Here is a 21,273-nt window from a genome sequence, read left to right as displayed (position 1 = left end):
TCTTTTTTAATTATCTTCAAAATAGGAATCAACCAACTCCTGAATTCTTCCATCTTTAGCTGCTGGAATAGTGTCTTCTAAAACAAAATTCTTCCTACGTATATCTTTAGAAAGATTGCCAAATATAAAATTAGTAGAAATGTTATAGATAATCTCAGACGGAGCAAATCCATAAACTTGCTTTTCCAAAATATGTTTTAAGCGTTCCTCAGGATTTGGAAAGGCTTCTTTCAAGCCATCGCTATTATATAATCGCTTCACAAGTTCTGCAATATAGAGACCTGACTTCATGTATAAATCAATAAAAGTCTTAGATGGATCATCAAAAATCCCTGGATTTTCCTTTTCTAGATCATCTACCATCCTTTTTACCACACGTTTAGGCGTGAAAATCTGGTTGGTCTTCTGCGGTGGAATATAGTCAAAAATATCTTCTTTTTGATCTTTAAAATAATCTGCCAACTCCTTTTTCTTGCGAAGAAATTCTTGAATAGCTTCGTCAAATGTTGCTTTATCAAAGAGATGCCCTGCAAAATCTTGCCCACCATCTCGCAAATATCTAAACTGATCAATCGTAATCCCTGTTACTTCATAAAAAACATGGGCAGGAACAAAAGTGTCAAAATTATCAAGTGTTAGAGTTTGATCACCGTAAGCCATAATAAAACTTGGAATTGTTCTTGCAAACCCTCGTAGATGGTCACGAATCTCATCTTGAGCTGATTGTTTCAACTGTTCAACCCGTTTTATCTCAACCTGTTCGATAAACTTCTCAGGCATTTTTTCAACTTCTTTTTTGAGTGTTTGCTCTAGTTTTTCTTTATGAATGAGATTATTTTCTTCTATTCGTTTTTCAAGAACTTCTTGAATCTTATCTTTTTGCTCCTTATCATTTGCTTCCTTGAGTTGTTCTTTCAACTCTTCCTTGATATGAGCTTCAGAAATTTTGCGTTCTATCTCATTTTTTCGAACTTCATTCTCAAACGTTGCTACAATTTGTTTCTTGATGTGGTCTGTTTCCCGATTTTTCAGGTCATATCCAGCTTTCAATTCCTCTACAATCACTGAAGAAACGGTCTTACTCAAGTCATTGACCAGCTGTTTTTGAGTTCGTTCCTCATCTTTTGTGACTAACTCAGCAACAGATTCACCAAGCCCATAAACTTTTTCACCAAAAAGTCGCATTTGTTGATTGACCACGATTTCATGGTCTACTACTGCATTTCCCTCATCATCGACTGTAACATCTGAAAAGTCTAATAAATCAGAACTATCTTGTACCTTCCCTTCCTTTTCAATTGGGAGTTCATTTAAAATGTCTAGAACTGTTTGACTAGCTTGGAAAATACCGCTGATATTATCAAATAAGAGATTGGACATAAATCCACGTTTAAGAACTTCTCTAGCTTTTATCTGGCGGGGAATGGTTAGAACCGCCTTGGCATCAATTTCAACCATCTTACCAGCACGGTCTTCGGCAATAACTGGAAAGAAGTTTAATAATTCTCTAATATTTTCTTCACGAGTTGTCGAAGTCCCGCCGCCTCCTGCAGTCGCAAGCGATAAGTTATTTGCAAACTCATCAAAGAGAATCAAGGTTCTTTCTGGTGCAAAGTCAAAGACATAGGCTCTTTCTTTGCGGAAGTGATTTCCTTTGTTATCGCTCCATGAGTATGGATTTTGAGCACGGAAGGCAGCTTGCATATAAAGGGCAGGTGATTTCAAGTTTGACAACATCAATACGCCTGTCCATTCAGGGATAGTCACACCTGTCGTCAACTGACCGACGGAAAGGGTAATGGTTTTGTCATTTTCTGCTATCGCTTTTCTAACCAAGTCTAAGGATTTGAGTTTGACCTTATCATCTTCCTCTGACATACGCCCGTCACCAGCAGCTAGAACAATCTCATAGTTTTCATAAATTGGGTGTTCTTCTAGTAGTGCTTTTAAAGCCTTAGCTGAGGCTACACGTTCCAACAACCAAAAAGTATGTTTGAGTTCATTACGGAGTTCTTTGGTTGAAAATGGATACTTTTCATTGCTTGATAGAGTATCTAACCAATTTCTGACATCATGCTCATGAATAAATTTCCCTTTATCATCTGTAGCGAAAAATTCACTTAAGTCAAAAGCATAGTCAATATTTTCACCATCGAGCTGAGCGCCTTTTTCTAACTTTTCGCCAATCATCTGAGACATTTGATAGGTAAAGAGATTCAACTGAGGCAAGCTTTCATAAGGATTTTCCTCTTCTTGCTCAGGAGACCAGGTCGATTTAGCAGACTGTTCATCCGCATAAGACCAGTTGTAGATCTGCTCCTCTGCAAACTCTCCCTTAGCCAATGCTTTAAATGGAGTTCCAGAAAGGTGTAAGGTAAAATTCCGTCGAATCTTGTTAAAAGCCTGGTCTGTCTTAAAGGTATCAACTCCTTCGTGAGCTTCATCGATAACCAATAAATCCCAATGTAGGTCAGTTACCCATTTGAGTTTATTGTGCTCTCCACCAAGATAAGCAGAGCCTTTCAAGTCTTGGAGACTGATAAAAGCAAGTTGTCTTACATCGTCATCTAAAATACCAACAAATTCTTTACGTGACAAGGTTGGACGACTCTTAAGGCTATCTGATTCAGAAACAAACTTATAAGTCGTTTGACCTGCTATGAATGTTTCAAAATCATCATACCATGAATTAGCAATGGCAGGGCGGTTTGTGACAATCAGGACATTGACAGCTTCCATCCGTCGAGCTAGGTCGTAGGTAGATAAGGTCTTACCAAAGCGCGGCTTAGCATTCCAGAGAAACTTGCCTCCTGGATGATCTTTAAAATAAGCTAATGTCTTAGCAACTGCTTCTTCCTGCTCTTGTCGCAGGGTATAGTCCTGTCCTTGTCCAGGCTGATAACCTGACAAATCATGCTGAACAAATTTATCGAAGAGATTTTTAGATTTTTCAGGAGTTCCATTAAAGTAAAACCATTCCGTCTTGGGACGACGTTCTACATCATGGAAAGAAAGGAAATGGTGAAAATCATGATCCTTGAAAGTTTTCCCCTTATCAGGCTCTTCTGTATAGGTCGCATCTCCAGTCCATAAGACATCTGTAGATATATGAGCTATATGCGTTTGCTCCTTGATACGTTGCGTGACATCACGTTCTGTATAACCAATCTTAATCCATCCCTCATTGCTAGTTACTGTCGGTGTGGTGTAGGCATAGATTTTAGGATGAATCTCTTTTGAGGTTTTAATTTCTACCATCAATCCATCTCCCGTACATGAGTCTCAATAAAGGCAATTTCTTCAGGAGACAGGTCATATTTTTTATATAGCTGGCGGTCAATATCAGCCACTGATTGTGTCCAATCAATGTCCGAATTGACCGTAAAATCTTGGAGAGGAATATAATGCCATACCGCTTTCGTATTATCTTGAGTAATTTTCAAAACTCCAAGCATTGTGCGCAAAAACTTAGATTTAATGTATTTTAAACAAGCCTCTGCCTCTTCTAAAGAATCAAATTCACCAACAGAAATAAATGTTTCTGTGTACCCGATGACGGGGTACCCGATGACGGGGGTCGATAGGACTTCGCCAATCGCCCCACTTCCATTTGCTTTTGGAAGAATTATTTTATACTTTTCAAAATTTGATGGACATGTTACATAATCTTTTCTAAACCATTTATATACACGTTCATTATTAAAACGTCCATATATTTTAATATACTCATTTCCATCTTCAGGTTTAACATCAAAAAATAATTCAGGCAATTTTTCAAAAGCATTAGAAGCAACTCTCCTATCTGAAACTCTCTTCATAAGATTAGGAAAATCTGTATAAATCAAATCAGAATAGCGATATGATCCTCTATTAGTAACAAATTTATCAATAGATTCAAAATTTTTCTTAATCACTTTTTTTCTAATTGAATTCATTTCTATAAAGGGAACAAAAACTTCAATTGGTTCAAATTCTTGTTCAGTATCATAATAAGTAACTGCTACCCCACCTTTAATATCAGTTCCAGGAAATACATTACCGCTTTTTTGTTCAAAAAAAGAAACTTTTACATGTCGATTATTCAACATTTGTTGATTCCAATTTTTTGGAGTCCCTCCAGCATTTGATAAAAATCTAGCAGGGGTTATTAAAGAGGTTTTTTTAGAAATTTTATATGATTCTGAAATAAATTTATGATATATAGGCATATCCTTCGTACTTGTTCCCTGTGCCTCCTCCTGATACGGCGGATTTCCTATCACAACATCAAATTTCATTTCACTTTCCTCGCTAGATAGGCGCTCAAAACCTATCATTCTATTCTTTTTCCAGTCTTTGATTTGGGTTTTAGATTCTTCTACTTCTTGGGCTTCTAGCTCATCCGCAAACAAACTCAATTGTTGAGATTGCCTTTGTTTAGCTGAATAAGGACTGATTTTTTTCAATCCATCCATCTGAAAGACATTGTAGGATATAATAGTCGCAATTTCTTTCTTTTGCTCTAATGTCGGTTGATTTCCAGTCTTAGCTAGATAATAGTCCTCAAAGGTCGCTAAAAGATTTTCACGCGCCAAGAGGAGAGAGTCCCCTTGGTACTCATAACCATAGGAAGCACGATAAGCTTCTTTTATAAGTTCATAAAAGGCGACTTCATCTGAAACCTCACGACTAATACGCTGTAATTTTCTATCAACAAAACCAACTCGCTCAGATAATGGAATTTCCTTACCAGTTACGGTATCATAGCGAGTAACCATATAAGGTGCTTCACCACAAGTTATCTCCAACCATCTTAGGTCAACATACTCCTCAAGACTTAGAGAGCCTAGTTCCGATTCTACATATCCATTTTGCTTTGCAACCAACCAAGTTGGCGTAAACACTTCTGCCCTTATTTTTGTCCGATCTTTTTGTTCATATTTGGATTTTTCAGATCTGGGCTGAATCAAGTTGGCAAAGTTTCCAGTAACCTTACTTGGATTGATGCGATTACTTGGAGCAAATCCCTTTCCTAACAATTCATAAGAATGCGTAGCCCAAACAATATTTTTCTTGGTCGTTCGATCTTTTAAAAGAATTTTTAATAAGTCAGCCGATTCTTTAGCTAAACTTTCTTCACTAATATCTATTGTCATAAGCAACCTTTCTCCTACTATAAACTTTATTATATCATATTTTAAGGAATGAAAATTTACTTGGAAAAAGTAATTCAATAAATATCTCTTCGATGACCAACTTCTAGAGTAGCAACGACTAATTCATCATCTACAATTTGTACGATAACTCGATAATTACCAATTCTATAGCGCCATTGACCAACACGATTACCAAGCAAAGCCTTTCCGTTTTGTCTTGGATCTTCCAAAACATTGGCTTGTAAATAGTTTGTAATTAGCTTCTGCGTATAACGGTCCATTTTTTTCAATTGCTTGATGAAACGTCTTGTTGGAACTAATTTATACAAATTATTCATCCTCCAAGCCTAAATCGTGCATCATTTCTTCCCAAGTAATGGGTTTAAGTCCTTTTTCCAAGTCTTCTATATACTCTTGATAGGCTAAATCTGCCACACGAGCATCATATTCATCCTCTAAAGCTTCTAAAGTTTTTGTTCGTATCAACTCGGATAGCGAAACTCCTTCAAACTTAGCCATTGCTTTCATAAATGTTTTATCAGCTTCAGAAACTTTTAATGTAATAGTCGGCATGTTTATTCTCCTAGAATTATTGGTAATACCATTGTATTACTTTTTAGATGTTCAGTCAATATAAAAAGAACACCTTCTCAGCGTTCTTTCTATATGTCTGTCAAGGGTGTTGCGGTATCTGGTGAGGTATCATAAACCTTAAAGTCTACTCCGACTCCCAGATCAGCTTGTGCTAGCTGATTGACCATGGTCATATGAGCCAGCTCCTTGATATTGTTCTCTTTGGACAAATGCCCGAGGTAGATTTTCTTAGTCCGATTTCCCATTGCACGAATCATGGCCTCAGCACCGTCCTCGTTAGAAAGGTGACCGAGATCCGATAGGATACGTTGTTTGAGTCGCCAAGCATAAGAACCTGCTCGCAAAATCTCTACATCATGGTTGGCCTCGATAAGATAGCCATCCGCATTTTCGACAATACCTGCCATACGGTCACTAACATAACCTGTATCAGTCAAAAGGACAAAACTCTTATCATCCTTCATAAAACGATAGAACTGCGGAGCGACTGCATCATGACTGACCCCAAAACTCTCGATATCTATATCTCCAAAAGTTTTGGTTTTGCCCATTTCAAAGATATGTTTTTGCGAAGAGTCCACCTTGCCAAGATACTTGCTATTTTCCATAGCTTGCCAAGTTTTTTCATTGGCATACAAATCCATACCATACTTGCGAGCCAATACACCGACTCCATGGATATGATCTGAATGCTCATGGGTAATCAAGATGGCATCCAAGTCCTCTGGCTTGCGATTGATTTCAGCAAGTAGGCTAGTAATCTTTTTACCAGACAAGCCCGCATCTACTAGGATTTTCTTTTTTGAGGTTTCCAGATAAAAGGAATTTCCACTGGAACCTGACGCTAAAACACTGTATTTAAAGCCTTTTTCACTCATTCTAGTCTTCTACTTCATCCTCCCATACTTCTTCTTTCACTGCATCCTTATCATAAGGGAGCACAATGGTAAAGGTTGAACCCTTACCGTATTCACTTTTTGCCCAAATAAAGCCCTTATGTTGTTTGATAATTTCTTTGGCAATAGCCAGACCCAGACCAGTTCCACCTTGAGCCCGACTTCTAGCACGATCCACACGATAAAAACGGTCAAAGATACGTGGTAAATCTTGCTTTGGTATCCCCAATCCTTGGTCTGAAATAGATAAAATCATCTGGTCATCCGTGGTTTTCATGCTGACCGTAATCTTCCCACCATCTGGGGAATACTTGATGGCATTGTTAAGAATATTATCAATCACCTGGGTCATCTTATCCGTATCAATCTCAATCCAAACTGAAGTTATTGGATAATCTCTCACCAACTCATATTTTTTCTCCTTTTCCGGTCCTTTCATCTTGTCAAAACGGTTGAGGATAAAGGTAATAAAGGCTGTAAAGTTAATCAACTCCACATCCAGTTTACTAGTCGCATTGTCAATACGAGAGAGATGCAAGAGATCTGTCACCATCCGCATCATCCGGTTGGTTTCATCGAGCGATACCTTGATAAAGTCTGGGGCTACAGTTTCACACAAAGCCCCCTCATCCAAGGTTTCAAGATAGGATTTAACACTGGTTAAGGGTGTCCGTAACTCATGACTAACGTTGGAAACAAAGAGTCTCCGTTCGCGTTCTTCCTTCTCCTGCTCCGTCGTATCGTGCAAAACAGCAACCAAACCAGAGATGAATCCAGACTCACGACGAATGAGGGCAAAATGCACACGAAGGCTGAGATATTCTCCATTAGCATTTTGGGAATCAATGATGAGCTCAGGAATTTTGGTGATCAAATCACGAAGTTCATACTCATCTTCAATCTTAAGCAATTCTAGAATACTTTTGTTGATAACATCTTTTTTCTGAACACCTAACTGTTTCTTAGCCATGTCATTAATCATGGTAATCTTACCACGACGATTGGTAGCAAGGACTCCATCAGTCATGTATGAGAGGATACTATGCAATCGTTTACTCTCTTGTTCCAAATTTTCTTGGGTTAAACGAATTACTTCTGATAAATCATTGAGATTATTGGTAATATTGGTGATTTCAGAGCTCCCCTGCATATCCAATACCTGAGAATAATCCCCTGCAATCAAGTCTTTTACCTTTTGATTGATTTGTTTTAACCGGATATTATCTCGCCGACTTTCTAGCAATAGCAAGGTCACGACTAAAATAAAGCCAAGTAAAATGAGGATAAAGATAAAATCTCTGGTAAAAATCGTTTGTTTCAGTAAATCAAGCATTATTTCTCATATAATAACCAACACCACGGCGCGTCAAGATATACTCTGGTCGGCTGGGTGTATCTTCAATCTTCTCACGCAGTCGTCGGATAGTCACGTCCACCGTACGAACATCACCAAAATAGTCATAGCCCCAAACAGTCTCAAGCAAGTGTTCGCGCGTAATTACTTGACCGATATGAGAAGCCAAGTGATACAAGAGTTCAAATTCGCGGTGGGTTAAGTCGAGTTCTTCACCGTATTTTTTAGCCACATAGGCATCTGGAACAATTTCTAAATCCCCAATTTGGATAGGCTGAGGTTTACTATCTATTTCCTGCCCATCTAATGGCATAGGTTGAGAACGACGCAGCAAAGCTTTAACACGCGCCTGCAACTCACGATTGGAGAAGGGTTTGGTTACATAATCATCTGCACCTAACTCCAAACCGATAACCTTGTCAAACTCGCTATCCTTAGCTGAGAGCATAATAATCGGCACACTACTAGTCTTACGAATAGCTTTAGCAACTTCTAAACCATCAATTTCCGGAAGCATCAAGTCTAGAATAATAATATCTGGTTGCTCTGCTTCAAATAGCTCAATTGCTTCACGACCATCGAAGGCTGCTACAACTTCATAACCCTCCTTGGCCATATTGAACTTAATAATATCCGAGATTGGTTTCTCATCATCTACAATTAATATTTTTTTCATTTGTTCACCTTTTCTCTCTCTATTATAACAAAAAAATACAAGGAAGGCACAAATGGCTACTGTAAGCCTTCATCTTCAAGAGCTGTTTTATAAGCCCCCCAAATCTTTTGTTGAGGTTTAGCAAGTGGATAATCAGAAAACTCCTGAGGAGAAACCCAGCGAATTTCTCTGTCAGAAAACTGTTTCGAATCTGTCACTTGACCTGCTAGGATTTGAATATGCCATTTCCGATGACTAAATACATGCTTTACCTGGTCAAATACTTGCTGGGACCAATTCACTTCTAAATCATAATCCTGCTCAAAGTTTTCTTGAGGACTTGGTCCAAAAGCTCTGCTTTCCTCTTTGACTTGTGAAAAGAGATCTAGTTGATTATCATCGCTGTAGAAATCCTCAACTTCAATCAGTGGGAAATGCCAAAAACCGGCTAGCAGTTTCTCACTTTCATTTTTCTCTAGTAAATATTGCCCTCGGTCATTGCGCACAACTAAAGCCTTGAGATAGATTGGGAGGGGCTTTTTCTTGGGTTCTTTAATCGGATATACATCCATAGTACCATTCTGATACGCCGCACTAAAGTCCTTAACAGGGCTTTCTTCTGGCCTAGGATTAACTGGCGCCTCTATGTCAGAGCCCAAATCCATTAGAGCTTGGTTAAAGTCTCCTGGTCGTTTCGGGTCAATCAAGATTTCCATAATCGCCTGAAAAATTTTGCGATTGCTGGGAACTCCGATATCATGATTAACCTCAAACAAGCGTGCCAAAACCCGCATGACATTACCATCGACCGCTGGCTCAGGCAAGTTAAAAGCAATACTAGAAATGGCTCCTGCTGTGTAAGGACCAATCCCTTTTAAACTAGAAATGCCTTCATAGGTGTTTGGAAATTGAGCTCTAAAGTCAGCCATAATCTGCTGAGCCGCAGTCTGCATATTGCGCACTCGAGAATAATAGCCCAATCCCTCCCAAGCCTTCAGCAGACGCTCTTCAGGGGCATTCGCCAGACTTTCAACAGTTGGAAACCAGTCCAAGAATCGTTCGTAGTAGGGAATAACTGTATCCACCCTGGTCTGCTGGAGCATGATTTCAGATACCCAGATGTGATAAGGATTTTTACTTCTCCGCCAAGGTAAATCTCTTTTGTTTTCATCATACCAGTTGAGGAGTTTCTCACGAAAAGAAATGATCTTCTCCTCCGACCACATGACGATACCGTATTCTTTCAAATCTAACATATATCTAGTATAACATAGAAGCTTCTAACTGTCCTTTTCTCAGTACTAAAAAGCCTCTTCCCATGGGAAAGAGGACTAAATCTTATTGATGAACTGCTTGAGCTGCTGTGATAAGGGTTAACTTGTACACATCATCTGCATTACATCCACGAGAAAGGTCGTTAACTGGCTTGTTCAAACCTTGCAAAACAGGCCCTACAGCCGCAAAACCACCAAGACGCTCAGCCATCTTGTAACCGATATTTCCGGCTTCGATACCTGGGAAGATAAAGACATTTGCTTGACCAGCTACATTACTTCCTGGAGCTTTTAGAGCTGCAGTTTCAGGAACAAAGGCTGCATCAAATTGCAACTCACCATCAATCTCAAGGTCAGGACGCAAGTCGTGAGCAATTTTAGTAGCTTCCACTACCTTATCAACACTTTCACCAAATCCTGAACCTTTAGTAGAATAGCTTAGCATAGCAATTTTAGGTTCAATACCAAACATCTTAGCTGTGATTGCTGAATTGATGGCAATTTCAGCCAAGGCTTCTGCATCTGGATTGATGTTAATGGCACAATCTCCAAATAGGTAACGTTCCGTACCACGAACCATGAGGAAGGCACCTGAAGTACGCGTTACGTTTGGACGAGTTTTGATGATTTGTAGGGCTGGGCGAACTGTTGAGGCAGTTGAGTGAATCGCACCAGATACCATACCGTCAACCAAGCCCAAGTATACCAACATAACACCAAAGTAGTTGACATCTTCAGCCAAAACTTTGCGCACTTCTTCTTCAGTCATTTTCCCCTTACGACGCTCTACTAAAGCAGCAACCATTTCTTCAAATTGAGGATAATGTTGGGGATCAATCACTTCATATCCATCCATAATCCCTTCGATTTCAAGATAAATTTTAATTTTTTCAGGATTTCCGAGCAAAACAGGAATTACTTCTGTTTCTTTTACCAAGCGTTTTGTAGCTTGAAGAATACGTGGCTCTTCCCCTTCAGGGAGAACGATACGAGCATTTTTGCCAACCAGGTTGGCTTTGAGACTTTCAAAAACTTCCATGAGTTTTCTCCTTTAAGAAAATAAATTATACTCCAAATAGATACTAAAGAGTATTAGTTGATAACTGAGTAATAAGATTGCTGAAATCATCCGGTAAGGGGCTTTCTAGTTGCAAATCTTGCTCTAGAAAAGGATGATAAAAAGATAAATAACGACAATGCAAGGCCTGACGCTGAATGCCGTCGTCTAAGCTTCCTCCATAGAGATCGTCTCCCAACAAAGGAAAGCCGATATGAGAAAAATGCACTCGAATCTGATGAGTTCGCCCAGTATGCAGGCGAATATCGACCAGGTGAATATCTCCATAAGACGCTACAACTTTATAAGATGTATGAGCGTATTTCCCACCTTTGGCAACCCGTCTCGTGATAATGGAGTCCACATCACGCGCAATCGGGGCAATAATTTCTCCTTCCGGATCCAAGTGCCCATCTCCTTTAACCAGTGCAAAATACCGTTTTTCGATAGACTTTCGTTGCAGTTGCTTGTCTAAACGTGCATGAGCGTAACCATGCTTGGCAAAAAGCATCAAACCAGATGTATCTCTATCAAGCCTAGTCACGATGTGAACTTGCTGATTTTCATAGTTTCGCTTGACATAGTAGCCCTTGATAAAATTGGCAATGGTATTGGAATGATTGACACTGGGGATGGAAGCTACTCCATAAGGCTTATTCAAAACCAGAAAATGGTCATCCTCATAGAGAATATCCAGTGGTCGCTCAATTGCTTCCAAGGTTTCAAAGCCTTCCTCAGCTGGAATATCGATGGTAACCCTATCTCCAATATCTAAGAGATGGATTGCATTTTGAGGTTGGCCATTGACCAAAATAGCCCCACCTCGAAACTTAATCTTAGCCAGAAGTCCCTTAGAAACCTCGTATTTCTTGAGGAAGGTCTTGACTTTGACATGCTCATCTGCGATAAATTCGAACCTCATTCATCCACCTCGCCAATGAAGGCATCTTTGACACGATTCCAGAAACTAGTATGACTTGGGGTCGCTACGAAGTGAATCTTGTGATGATCAATTTGATACTCTATCCGTTCGATATTACGGAATGAATAGACGCTGTTATCGACTGATATCGTGTGGTAATCATTACGTGTCGGCAAAAGTTCAATCTTATCTTTTTTGGGAATAATGATCGATGAACCCAAAGTGCGATAGACTCGGTTGTTAAGGCTTGCTATTTCCGTCAACTGCAAGGCTTCAATGGTAGGATGCAAGACAGCTCCCCCCAAGGACTTGTTATAGGCAGTACTTCCCGTCGGCGTTGAAACAGTCACTCCATCTCCACGAAATCTCTCAAACGGAACGTGGTTAATGATGATATCCGCAACCATGGTGCGGTCTGATCGACGGATACTCGCCTCATTTAAGGCTCGGAAGATTTTCACTTCTCCATTTTCAAGCGTTACCTTGACATTCAAAACAGGATAGGAAACTTTGGCACCAGTGTCTAGCAGAAGATTGGTCACCAACTGATCCAGCTCAAAATCACGATAATCTGTGTAAAATCCCAAATGCCCTGTATGAACACCTACAAATCGAACCTTGTCTAACTGATTCTCATACTTGTGAAAGGCAGACAAAAGCATCCCATCACCACCAATCGAAATGACGATGTCGGGATTGGTATCGTTCAGTATAAAATGTTGTTTCTTTAGTTTTTCCCTCAGCTCATGTAAAACCTTCTGACTCTGCGGCTTTCTATTTGCTATGAGGTCAACTCGTTTACCTGTATTCTTCATCTGTATCGTCACTATTTCCTATACCATCGTTTAGTTTTCTGCTCAATGGATCAAAGAGAGCCTGCGCTTCCTGTATATCGTCACGAATCTTACCCATTTCTTCATCCAGTTGATAGGCTATTTTGGCCGTAATTTCCAGTCTTTTCCTGATTTCTTCTGGGAAATCGCCCTGGTATTTATAATTGAGCGAGTGCTCAATCGTAGCCCAGAAATTCATGGCTAAAGTACGTATTTGAATTTCCGCCAAAATCGTCTTAGCTCCGCTAATCGTATCAACCGTGTACTCGACAACCACGTGATAAGAACGATAACCTGAAGCCTTACGATGAGTGATATAATCTCGTTCCTGAACGATTCTCATATCTTGGCGCCTACGTAGAATCTCAACTACTTCTTTAACATCATCAACAAACTGAACCATGACACGTAACCCCGCAATATCTTGTAGATCATGTTCCAGACTGGCATAAGTGATTCCTCTACGAGCCATCTTTTCTTTGATACTTTCAATCGGTTTGACACGACCCGTTACAAACTCAATCGGAGAATGCTTGTTTTGCTTACGATACTGTTTGCGAATCCCCCGAAGTTTAATCTTTAACTCACCCACAGTCTGAATGTAAGGATCTAAAAATTCTTCCCATTCTATGGTCATACTTTCTCCCTTGTAATGTTTGATTGCTCTGTCGAAAATCTTTGATTTTTTTAGTACATTCGTATACAATAAATACATTGTACATTATACCATAAATCGCTTTCAAAGATATAGAAAAGGTTGAAAAAATGAAACATTTAGAAATAGAATTGAAAACACTTCTGAAAAAAGAGGAATATAATCATCTAAAAAAGCAGTTTTCCCATATCCAGCCCGTCCTTCAGAAAAACTACTACATTGACACACCAGATTTCCAATTGCGTGAAAAGAAGGTTGCCATGCGCATTCGCACTTTTGCAGATTGGGCGGAATTGACCTTGAAAGTGCCTCAAACTGTAGGAAATATGGAATACAACCAGAAACTAACTCTTCCAGAAGCTGAATCGTACCTAGAAAAACAAAAACTACCTCAAGGGCTCGTTCTAGAAAAGCTTGCTAAAATTGGTATTGAAAGTCATGACTGGCTTGTTTTAGGCTGTCTTTCAACTCTGCGTTATGAAACGAAAACAGAAATTGGCTTAATGGCCTTAGATGGAAGTCACTACTTTGACCAAATAGACTATGAACTCGAGCTTGAAGTCACCGACCATGAAAAAGGGAAAGCCGATTTTCAGAGATTTTTAGATGAAAATCAGATAACTTATCAGAAAGCTCCATCAAAATTAATTCGTTTTATTGAAAGCATGAAAAAAAGCTGAAATAATCTCCTTTTTTTGGTAGAATAGAAAAGATAAAAATAAAAGAATCTTGCTTTGAAAAACAGAATTTTCTCAAAGGAGATTCACAAAGTTTACAGAGGACGGTCTATAATGTCAGATAGAAACAACATGAAACTTTTCACCTTAAACTCTAACCCAGAAATCGCTCAAAAGATTGCGGATACAGTAGGTGTACCTCTCGGGAAATTATCCTCTCGTCAATTTTCTGATGGTGAAATCCAGGTCAACATCGAAGAAAGTGTCCGTGGTTACGATGTTTACATCATCCAGTCAACTAGCTATCCCGTTAGCAACCACTTGATGGAATTATTAATCATGGTTGATGCTTGTGTACGTGCAAGTGCTCATAGTATCAACGTTGTCCTTCCTTACTTTGGTTATGCTCGTCAGGATCGTATCGCTTCTTCTCGCGAACCCCTCACTGCGAAACTAGTTGCCAATATGCTTGTCAAAGCTGGTGTAAGCCGTGTTCTAACGCTTGATCTCCATGCTGTTCAGGTCCAAGGTTTCTTTGACATTCCTGTAGACAATCTTTATACTGTTCCTCTATTTGCTAAGCACTACTGTGATAAAGGATTTCTTGGCTCTGATGTTGTTGTTGTTAGTCCAAAGAACTCTGGTGTTAAACGTGCACGTAGTTTGGCTGAATACCTTGATGCTCCTATCGCTATCATTGACTACGCCCAAGACGATTCTAATCGTAACGAAGGCTATATCATTGGGGATGTTGAAGGCAAGAAGGCTATCTTAATTGACGATATTCTAAATACTGGTCGTACTTTCTCTGAAGCAGCCAAAATCGTTGAACGTGAAGGCGCAACTGAGATTTATGCAGTATCCAGTCACGGTTTATTTGTTGAAGGTGCAGCAGACCTCCTTGATGCTACAAACATCAAGGAAATCCTTGTGACAGACTCCGTAGCAACCAAAGAAAGAACTCCAGAAAATGTATGCTACATTACTGCTAGCGAATTAATCGGAGATGCTATCGTCCGTATCCATGAAAGAAAACCAGTCAGCCCACTCTTTGCTTACAACAAAAAGAAATAAGGTGATTCTTTGATTTATTTGGACAATGCTGCTACAACTCCTATGTCAGCAGTAGCTATTTCTTGCATGACCAAGGTCATGCAAGAAACTCATGGTAATCCTTCTAGTATTCATGGTCATGGTCGACAGGCTGGCAAACTCTTGCGAGAAGCTCGTCAGGAACTAGCCCACTTACTAGGAACCAAGCCTCGACATATCTTTTTCACATCTGGTGGTACAGAAAGTAACAATACAGCCATCATTGGCTATTGTCTCCGTCATCAAAATCGTGGAAAACATATCATTACGACAGCTATTGAGCATCATTCTGTGCTTGAGACTATCAATTATCTGGTGCAACATTTTGGTTTTGAAGCGACTATCATCCAACCAGTAAATCAAGAAATAACTGCCCAGCAAATTCAAGAAGCCTTACGTGACGATACCATTCTCGTTTCCACTATGTATGCTAATAATGAAACGGGCAGTCTCTTACCTATCGCTGAGATTGGACGTGTTTTAAAAGAGCATCCTGTGGCTTATCATGTAGACGCTGTTCAAGCTATCGGAAAAGTTTCTATCCATCCCGAGGAATTAGGAATTGATTTCCTCAGCGCTTCTGCCCACAAATTCCATGGACCAAAAGGAGTTGGCTTTCTTTACGCTTCTTCCGCGGTCTTTGATTCCTACCTTCACGGTGGAGACCAAGAACAAAAGAAACGGGCTGGAACAGAAAACCTCGCTGCCATTGTAGGTATGGTCGCTGCTCTCAAAGAGGATTTAAATTACCAAGTTGAGCATTACCAAAAACTAGAGGGATTAAAATCTGCTTTTCTAGATGAGATTGCAAATCTAGAATATTATCTCAACGAAAGCCAACACCAGCTTCCTTATGTTGTCAACATTGGCTTTCCTGGTCAAAAAAATGATTTGCTCTTGCTACGGTTAGACCTTGAAGGAATTTCAATTTCTACCGGTTCAGCTTGTACCGCTGGTGTCGTGCAAACCAGTCATGTGCTTGAAGCATTTTATGGACCAGATTCGCATCGTTTAACAGAATCTGTCCGTATCAGTCTTTCTCCTCTTAACACTGAGGAAGAACTGAAACAACTCGCACAAACCTTAAAAAATATTATTGGAGATTAATCTAATGGCATTCGAAAAAACCATTAAACTACAAAACTGCCGCTACGACTATACACTTAGCCCATCTGTCAAAAAATTCACGCTCAAAGACAATACTTTCTTTGAAACAAAAGTTGGAAACTTCGAACTGACTCGTCTGCTTGAGAAAGTACCTAACAGCGGTGAAGGTTTCAAGCTAAAAATCGTCATTAATAAAGACCTTACAGGTGCTAAACTCAACATCACTGACAAATCTGGCCTTCGTTTGGTGAATATCTTTAAATCAGAAGACCATCATATCCACCAAGAGAAATTCTACTTCCTCATGGATAGCTTGGTAGAACGTGGTATCTTTACAAAATCGGAAAGATAGAGCCAAAATGTTTGAACTGACCTATAAGGACAGCTATCATATAGAGCGCACTCTCAAGTATGAGGATTATGAAGCTCTCATGCTGGCTCTGTCAGGATGTGTGCCCCTACCAGATACACTTTATGTGACTTCTCTGACTTTTAATGGCCAGAAAGTTTATCAGGGTCTGGTCGGAGACCTCTACCGTTTTCTATCACATGCAAATTTTTTACATCAAAACTAAGATTTTTCTTAGTTTTTTCTTGTTTTTGTTGATTTTTTCACAATGTTTCTATAAAATAGAAGAATAGAAAGGTTGTGATTTTGTGAAAGATAAACAGTCTGCTATTCCAAAAGCTACAGCGAAAAGACTCTCTCTCTATTATCGAATTTTTAAGAGATTTCATGCAGAAAAGATTGAACGTGCCAACTCTAAACAAATTGCAGAGGCCATTGGGATTGATTCAGCGACCGTACGTCGTGATTTTTCCTATTTTGGTGAACTAGGTCGTCGTGGTTTTGGTTACGATGTCAAAAAATTAATGACTTTTTTTGCTGACCTCCTAAATGACAACTCCATTACCAATGTTATGTTGGTTGGGATTGGGAATATGGGGCATGCCCTTCTCCACTATCGCTTCCATGAGCGTAACAAGATGAAAATCATCATGGGCTTTGATCTAGATGACCATCCAGAAGTCGGGACCCAGACACCTGATGGAATTCCAATCTATGGTATCTCACAGATTAAAGAAAAAATCAAAGAAGCAGATGTTAAAACTGCTATCTTAACTGTTCCAAGTGTTAAATCACAAGAAGTTGCCAATCTTTTGGTCGATGCGGGTATAAAAGGTATTCTCAGTTTTTCCCCTGTTCATCTCCACCTTCCAAAAGATGTGGTCGTTCAGTATGTCGATTTGACAAGCGAACTCCAAACCCTCCTCTATTTTATGCGTAAAGAGGATTAGAAAGCGAAAGCATTTATGAAAAAACCAGTTATTGGGATTACAGGAAATGAAAAAGCTCATCCAGATGATGACATCATGATGAGCTATGCAGCGAAAAGCTTTGTTGAAGGAGTCAAGGACGCTGGCGGAATTCCGATTATCCTACCGATTGGTGATCAAGAAATGGCTGCCCACTATATCAGTATCATTGATAAGCTCATCCTAACGGGGGGGCAAAATGTTGATCCAAAGTTCTATGGTGAGCCTAAAACCATTGATAGCGATGACTACCATCTTCAAAGAGACCAGTTTGAATTATCCCTTATCAGAGAAGCGATTAAACAGAAGAAACCAATTTTCTCTGTTTGCCGTGGTACTCAGCTTTTCAATATCGCTATGGGAGGTACGCTTCACCAAGATATCGAGGATCATTGGCAGGACTGTTCAGCCGAATACACGACCCAACGCCTCGTAACGGAACCTGATACGATTCTCCGAGAAATTTATGGAGAAATCTCTCATATCAACTCCTTCCACCACCAGAGTATTAAAGATCTAGCTCCTAATCTTAAGGTTGTAGCACATGATCCTAAAGATGGAATCATTGAGGCTGTGACAACTACGGACGGCTTTCCTTACCTTGGTGTCCAATGGCATCCAGAATTTCTATTTGAAAATCGCCCTAAAGATAAAACATTGTTTGACTATGTCGTTAATGAACTCTAAATCAAGTCCGTCTTTTCACGGTAACTAAAGTAATCCGAGTGTGAGACAATCAGATGGTCCAAGAAAACGATTCCCATCAGTTCGCAAGCTTCCTTTACTAGCTTAGTGACATGGTCATCATTTCGACTAGGGGATACAGCACCGGATGGATGATTGTGAACGAGAATCACTGAGGTAGCCATATGCTTCAAAGCATAATGAAGGATTTCCCTCGGTTCAGCAATGCTACGTGTCGCAGATCCTATAAAAATAGTTTGCTGATGAATGATTTGATTTTGAGTATTGAGATAGAGCGCCACTAGGTGCTCTTGTTTTTTGTCGCCAAGTTCCTGTTGCATTTTCTTAGCTAGCTTTTGACTGCTGAGAATACTTTCCATCTCAAGGGTTTCATGTTTGTGAATGCGATGTCCCAGTTCAATCACTGCTTGTAGTTCAATGGCCTTAATCCGTCCGATACCAGACAGACTTTGCAATTCCTGCAGGGTCATTTTCTTTAAATCAGTTAGACTGTTAAGACTATTCAAGACTTTTTGGGAAATTTCAAAAACGTTGGTCTGACGTGTTCCTGTTCTGAGTAGTATAGCTAGCAATTCTTGATTGCTCAGAGCCTCTACTCCTTCTTTAACTAGTCTTTCTCTAGGTAAGAGTGAATCTTCTTGGAATGAAATACTGTACATAAAAATCCTCCTTACTTTATTATTCGTGAGAAGGATGAAAAATTAGATTTTTTTCTCAATTGGGGCAACACTGGCTAAGAGTTTTTTCAGACCTACTTCTGGGAAATTGATTTTCAGTTCCTGAGTAGCGCCGCTGCCTGAAACTTCAAGGACTGTCCCTTGCCCCCACTTTTTGTGAAGGGCAATATCCCCAATAGACCAGTTGGTATCGCTTGAATCTTTTTTATTTCCTGCCGCAAACTGTCCAAATGGGAGACCACTTGACTGGATAGAGCTTGGTGCAGCATTGCGTTTTCGTTCTTGAAGGGCCTGAGCTAAGCTCATACCTTGACCGAAAGCAATCCCACCACTGCTATAAGATACCTTAAAGCTAGTATTCGCCGGACGAGCCAGACCTTGATACTCAAGCAAGTCCGAACTGATTTCATTAATAAAACGAGTTGGACGATTGTAGCTAGTACGACCAAAAAGCAAGCGTGAGTTGGCATTGGTCAAATAGAGGAACTTTTCTGCGCGCGTAATCCCTACATAAGCCAGACGGCGTTCCTCTTCTAGCTCATCAGGATCCTCAGCTGCACGGCTAAGTGGAAAGACATTTTCCTCCATCCCAATGATAAAGACAACTGGGAACTCGAGTCCCTTAGCAGCGTGCAAGGTCATCAAGGTCACTTCTGATATCTCCTGACTGCCCGAATCTGTGTCTGCAATCAAAGCCAAGTCATTCAAGAAACGACTGAGTTTATCCAAACCTGTTTCTTCTTCTTGACTATCAGGATTGTCATCAAAGTTCTTGGTAACAGATAGGAACTCTTCGATATTTTCAACCCGAGCCTTGCTCTCTAAGGTCGCTTGAGCATTGAGAATATCGACATAACCTGTTTTTTCTAGAACAGCCTCAACCAGCTCGGTGATGGTTAATTGGTCCAGTTGCTCCCGCAAATCCAAAATCATATTGGCGAACTCCCAGATAGACTGAGCTGCCTTACCCTTGATTCCTGATAACATGATATTTGCTGAAGCATCCAGCATAGACATATCTTGCAAACTAGCAAAGTCACGTATTTTCTCAACAGTACCTGGCCCAATTCCACGTTTAGGCTCGTTGATAATACGCTCAAAACTGATATTGTCACTCAAATTAGCAACAAGATTAAGGTAGGCAATAATATCGCGAATTTCCTTACGGCTGTAGAACTTGGTCCCTCCAACCATAGTATAAGGAATATTGGACTTGAGCAGGGCTTCCTCAATGGTACGGGATTGTGCATTAGTCCGATAAAGAACCGCAAAATCCTTGTGGAGGAAGTTTTGACTACGACCAAGTTCATCGATGGTTTTTGCTACAAAAATAGCCTCGTCTTGTTCATCATTTGCGCGATAATAAACGATTTGCTCCCCATCGGCATTCTGGGTCCAGAGATTCTTAGGACGACGGTTTTTATTGTTTTTGATAACGTCGTTTGCTGCTTGAAGAATGGTTTTAGTTGAACGATAATTTTCTTCCAACAAAACGACCTTGGCTTGAGGGTAATCTTTCTCAAAATCCAAGATATTCTGCATATCAGCCCCACGCCAACCATAGATAGACTGGTCCGCATCACCGACCACGCAGATGTTTTTAAAGCGTGAAGCTAAGAGTTTGACCAGTTGGTACTGGGCATGGTTAGTATCTTGATACTCATCAACGTGGATATATTGGAATTTTTGCTGGTAATAGGTCAAAACATCAGGATTCTGATCAAAGAGACGCAAGGTCAACATAATCAAATCATCAAAATCAACAGACTCAGACTGACGAAGCTCTTTTTGGTAAGCAGTGTAGCACTGGGACACGATTTGCGTGTACATATCTCCAGCTTGGGCAGCATAGGCCACATCATCAATCAAATCATTCTTAGCATTGGAAATGGTTCCCAAAATGGTCCGTTCATTCCACTTTTTCGGATCCAAGTTTAACTGCTTGAGAATGCGTTTCATGAGGGTTCGCTGTTCACCAGGATCTATAATGGTGAAGTTCCGATTGTAGCCAATATGATTCGCATCGCGACGTAATATACGAACACACATGGAGTGAAAGGTCCCAATCAGACAGTCCTGGGTGGCTGGGTTGAGCCCATAGGCACGCTCCTTCATCTCACGCGCAGCCTTATTGGTAAAGGTTATGGCCAAGATATTCCAAGGATTGACCATCTTTTCATCAATCAAGTAGGCAATACGATGAGTCAAAACTCGAGTCTTTCCAGAACCAGCCCCGGCCATGATCAATAATGGACCTTCTGTCGTTTGCACCGCCTCAGCTTGACGGTCATTCATTCCATTCAATAATGCGTTCATTTTCTCT

Annotated in this window: 21 protein-coding genes; 7 read left to right on the top strand and 14 right to left on the bottom strand. The window is 40.0% G+C overall.

The window, feature by feature from the left end:
* Positions 1–6: 6 nt before the first annotated feature.
* From OVN21_RS05625 to OVN21_RS05570, 12 genes are all read right to left on the bottom strand, one after another.
* Complete coding sequence (locus OVN21_RS05625; protein ID WP_267247631.1) at positions 7–3,261, bottom strand: DEAD/DEAH box helicase family protein; 3,255 nt, start codon at positions 3,259–3,261, stop codon at positions 7–9.
* A complete protein-coding gene (locus OVN21_RS05620) occupies positions 3,258–5,135 on the bottom strand; it encodes an Eco57I restriction-modification methylase domain-containing protein (RefSeq protein ID WP_267247630.1) in 1,878 nt (625 codons plus the stop codon). Before OVN21_RS05620 ends, OVN21_RS05625 begins: the two co-directional genes overlap by 4 nt.
* 74 nt (positions 5,136–5,209) lie before the next feature.
* On the bottom strand, positions 5,210–5,464 hold the full coding sequence (locus tag OVN21_RS05615) for a type II toxin-antitoxin system RelE family toxin (protein ID WP_267247629.1): 255 nt from the start codon (positions 5,462–5,464) through the stop codon (positions 5,210–5,212).
* 1 nt (position 5,465) lies between these two features.
* Positions 5,466–5,708 carry a type II toxin-antitoxin system RelB family antitoxin gene (relB, locus tag OVN21_RS05610; protein ID WP_267247628.1) on the bottom strand — a complete coding sequence of 81 codons (243 nt, stop codon included), beginning with the start codon at positions 5,706–5,708 and terminating at the stop codon, positions 5,466–5,468.
* An 89-nt stretch (positions 5,709–5,797) separates the two neighbouring features.
* Positions 5,798–6,607, bottom strand: a complete 810-nt coding sequence (locus OVN21_RS05605; RefSeq protein ID WP_267247627.1) for an MBL fold metallo-hydrolase — start codon at positions 6,605–6,607, stop codon at positions 5,798–5,800.
* 1 nt (position 6,608) lies between these two features.
* Positions 6,609–7,958 (bottom strand): cell wall metabolism sensor histidine kinase VicK, encoded by a 1,350-nt coding sequence (gene vicK, locus OVN21_RS05600; protein ID WP_267247626.1) that lies wholly within the window; start codon positions 7,956–7,958, stop codon positions 6,609–6,611.
* Positions 7,951–8,655 carry a response regulator YycF gene (gene yycF / locus OVN21_RS05595; RefSeq protein ID WP_267247625.1) on the bottom strand — a complete coding sequence of 235 codons (705 nt, stop codon included), beginning with the start codon at positions 8,653–8,655 and terminating at the stop codon, positions 7,951–7,953. The genes vicK and yycF overlap by 8 nt, the downstream gene beginning before the upstream one ends.
* A 56-nt stretch (positions 8,656–8,711) precedes the next feature.
* Positions 8,712–9,890, bottom strand: a complete 1,179-nt coding sequence (mutY, locus tag OVN21_RS05590) for an A/G-specific adenine glycosylase (RefSeq protein WP_267247624.1) — start codon at positions 9,888–9,890, stop codon at positions 8,712–8,714.
* A gap of 82 nt (positions 9,891–9,972) precedes the next feature.
* On the bottom strand, positions 9,973–10,947 hold the full coding sequence (gene pta / locus OVN21_RS05585) for a phosphate acetyltransferase (protein WP_267247623.1): 975 nt from the start codon (positions 10,945–10,947) through the stop codon (positions 9,973–9,975).
* Between the two features lie 43 nt (positions 10,948–10,990).
* Complete coding sequence (locus tag OVN21_RS05580) at positions 10,991–11,887, bottom strand: RluA family pseudouridine synthase (RefSeq protein ID WP_267247622.1); 897 nt, start codon at positions 11,885–11,887, stop codon at positions 10,991–10,993.
* Positions 11,884–12,702: an NAD kinase gene (locus OVN21_RS05575; protein WP_000799063.1), complete on the bottom strand. Its 819-nt coding sequence runs from the start codon at positions 12,700–12,702 to the stop codon at positions 11,884–11,886. Before OVN21_RS05575 ends, OVN21_RS05580 begins: the two co-directional genes overlap by 4 nt.
* Positions 12,686–13,357 carry a GTP pyrophosphokinase gene (locus tag OVN21_RS05570; protein ID WP_267247621.1) on the bottom strand — a complete coding sequence of 224 codons (672 nt, stop codon included), beginning with the start codon at positions 13,355–13,357 and terminating at the stop codon, positions 12,686–12,688. The genes OVN21_RS05575 and OVN21_RS05570 overlap by 17 nt, the downstream gene beginning before the upstream one ends.
* A gap of 128 nt (positions 13,358–13,485) precedes the next feature.
* On the opposite strand from OVN21_RS05570, the gene OVN21_RS05565 reads away from it, so the two are divergent.
* The 7 genes from OVN21_RS05565 (at position 13,486) to OVN21_RS05535 (ending at position 18,255) form a co-directional block, all read left to right on the top strand.
* On the top strand, positions 13,486–14,055 hold the full coding sequence (locus OVN21_RS05565; RefSeq protein ID WP_267247620.1) for a CYTH domain-containing protein: 570 nt from the start codon (positions 13,486–13,488) through the stop codon (positions 14,053–14,055).
* Positions 14,056–14,166: 111 nt separating this feature from the next.
* Positions 14,167–15,126, top strand: coding sequence for a ribose-phosphate diphosphokinase (locus OVN21_RS05560; protein ID WP_267247619.1), 960 nt, complete (start codon positions 14,167–14,169; stop codon positions 15,124–15,126).
* Positions 15,127–15,135: 9 nt separating this feature from the next.
* Positions 15,136–16,251, top strand: a complete 1,116-nt coding sequence (locus tag OVN21_RS05555) for a cysteine desulfurase family protein (RefSeq protein ID WP_267247618.1) — start codon at positions 15,136–15,138, stop codon at positions 16,249–16,251.
* 4 nt (positions 16,252–16,255) lie between these two features.
* Positions 16,256–16,603 carry a DUF1831 domain-containing protein gene (locus OVN21_RS05550; protein WP_267247617.1) on the top strand — a complete coding sequence of 116 codons (348 nt, stop codon included), beginning with the start codon at positions 16,256–16,258 and terminating at the stop codon, positions 16,601–16,603.
* A 7-nt stretch (positions 16,604–16,610) separates the two neighbouring features.
* Positions 16,611–16,826, top strand: coding sequence for a DUF4649 family protein (locus OVN21_RS05545; protein WP_267247616.1), 216 nt, complete (start codon positions 16,611–16,613; stop codon positions 16,824–16,826).
* Between the two features lie 82 nt (positions 16,827–16,908).
* The gene (locus tag OVN21_RS05540; RefSeq protein WP_267247615.1) at positions 16,909–17,550 is read left to right on the top strand and encodes a redox-sensing transcriptional repressor Rex; all 642 of its coding nucleotides are present in this window, start codon (positions 16,909–16,911) and stop codon (positions 17,548–17,550) included.
* 15 nt (positions 17,551–17,565) lie between these two features.
* Positions 17,566–18,255 carry a gamma-glutamyl-gamma-aminobutyrate hydrolase family protein gene (locus tag OVN21_RS05535; protein WP_267247614.1) on the top strand — a complete coding sequence of 230 codons (690 nt, stop codon included), beginning with the start codon at positions 17,566–17,568 and terminating at the stop codon, positions 18,253–18,255.
* Here the strand turns inward: OVN21_RS05535 and radC are convergent.
* Together radC and pcrA are read right to left on the bottom strand one after the other, a co-directional pair.
* Positions 18,252–18,932, bottom strand: a complete 681-nt coding sequence (gene radC, locus OVN21_RS05530) for a RadC family protein (RefSeq protein ID WP_267247613.1) — start codon at positions 18,930–18,932, stop codon at positions 18,252–18,254. The genes OVN21_RS05535 and radC overlap by 4 nt on opposite strands.
* A gap of 42 nt (positions 18,933–18,974) precedes the next feature.
* A complete protein-coding gene (gene pcrA, locus OVN21_RS05525) occupies positions 18,975–21,266 on the bottom strand; it encodes a DNA helicase PcrA (protein ID WP_267247612.1) in 2,292 nt (763 codons plus the stop codon).
* Between the last annotated feature and the right edge of the window lie 7 nt (positions 21,267–21,273).

The sequence above is a fragment of the Streptococcus sp. Marseille-Q5986 genome (genome assembly GCF_946902915.1).
Taxonomy (GTDB): domain Bacteria; phylum Bacillota; class Bacilli; order Lactobacillales; family Streptococcaceae; genus Streptococcus.
Note: the sequence above shows the minus strand (reverse complement) of the source record. Positions and strands in the feature narration are given on the sequence as shown.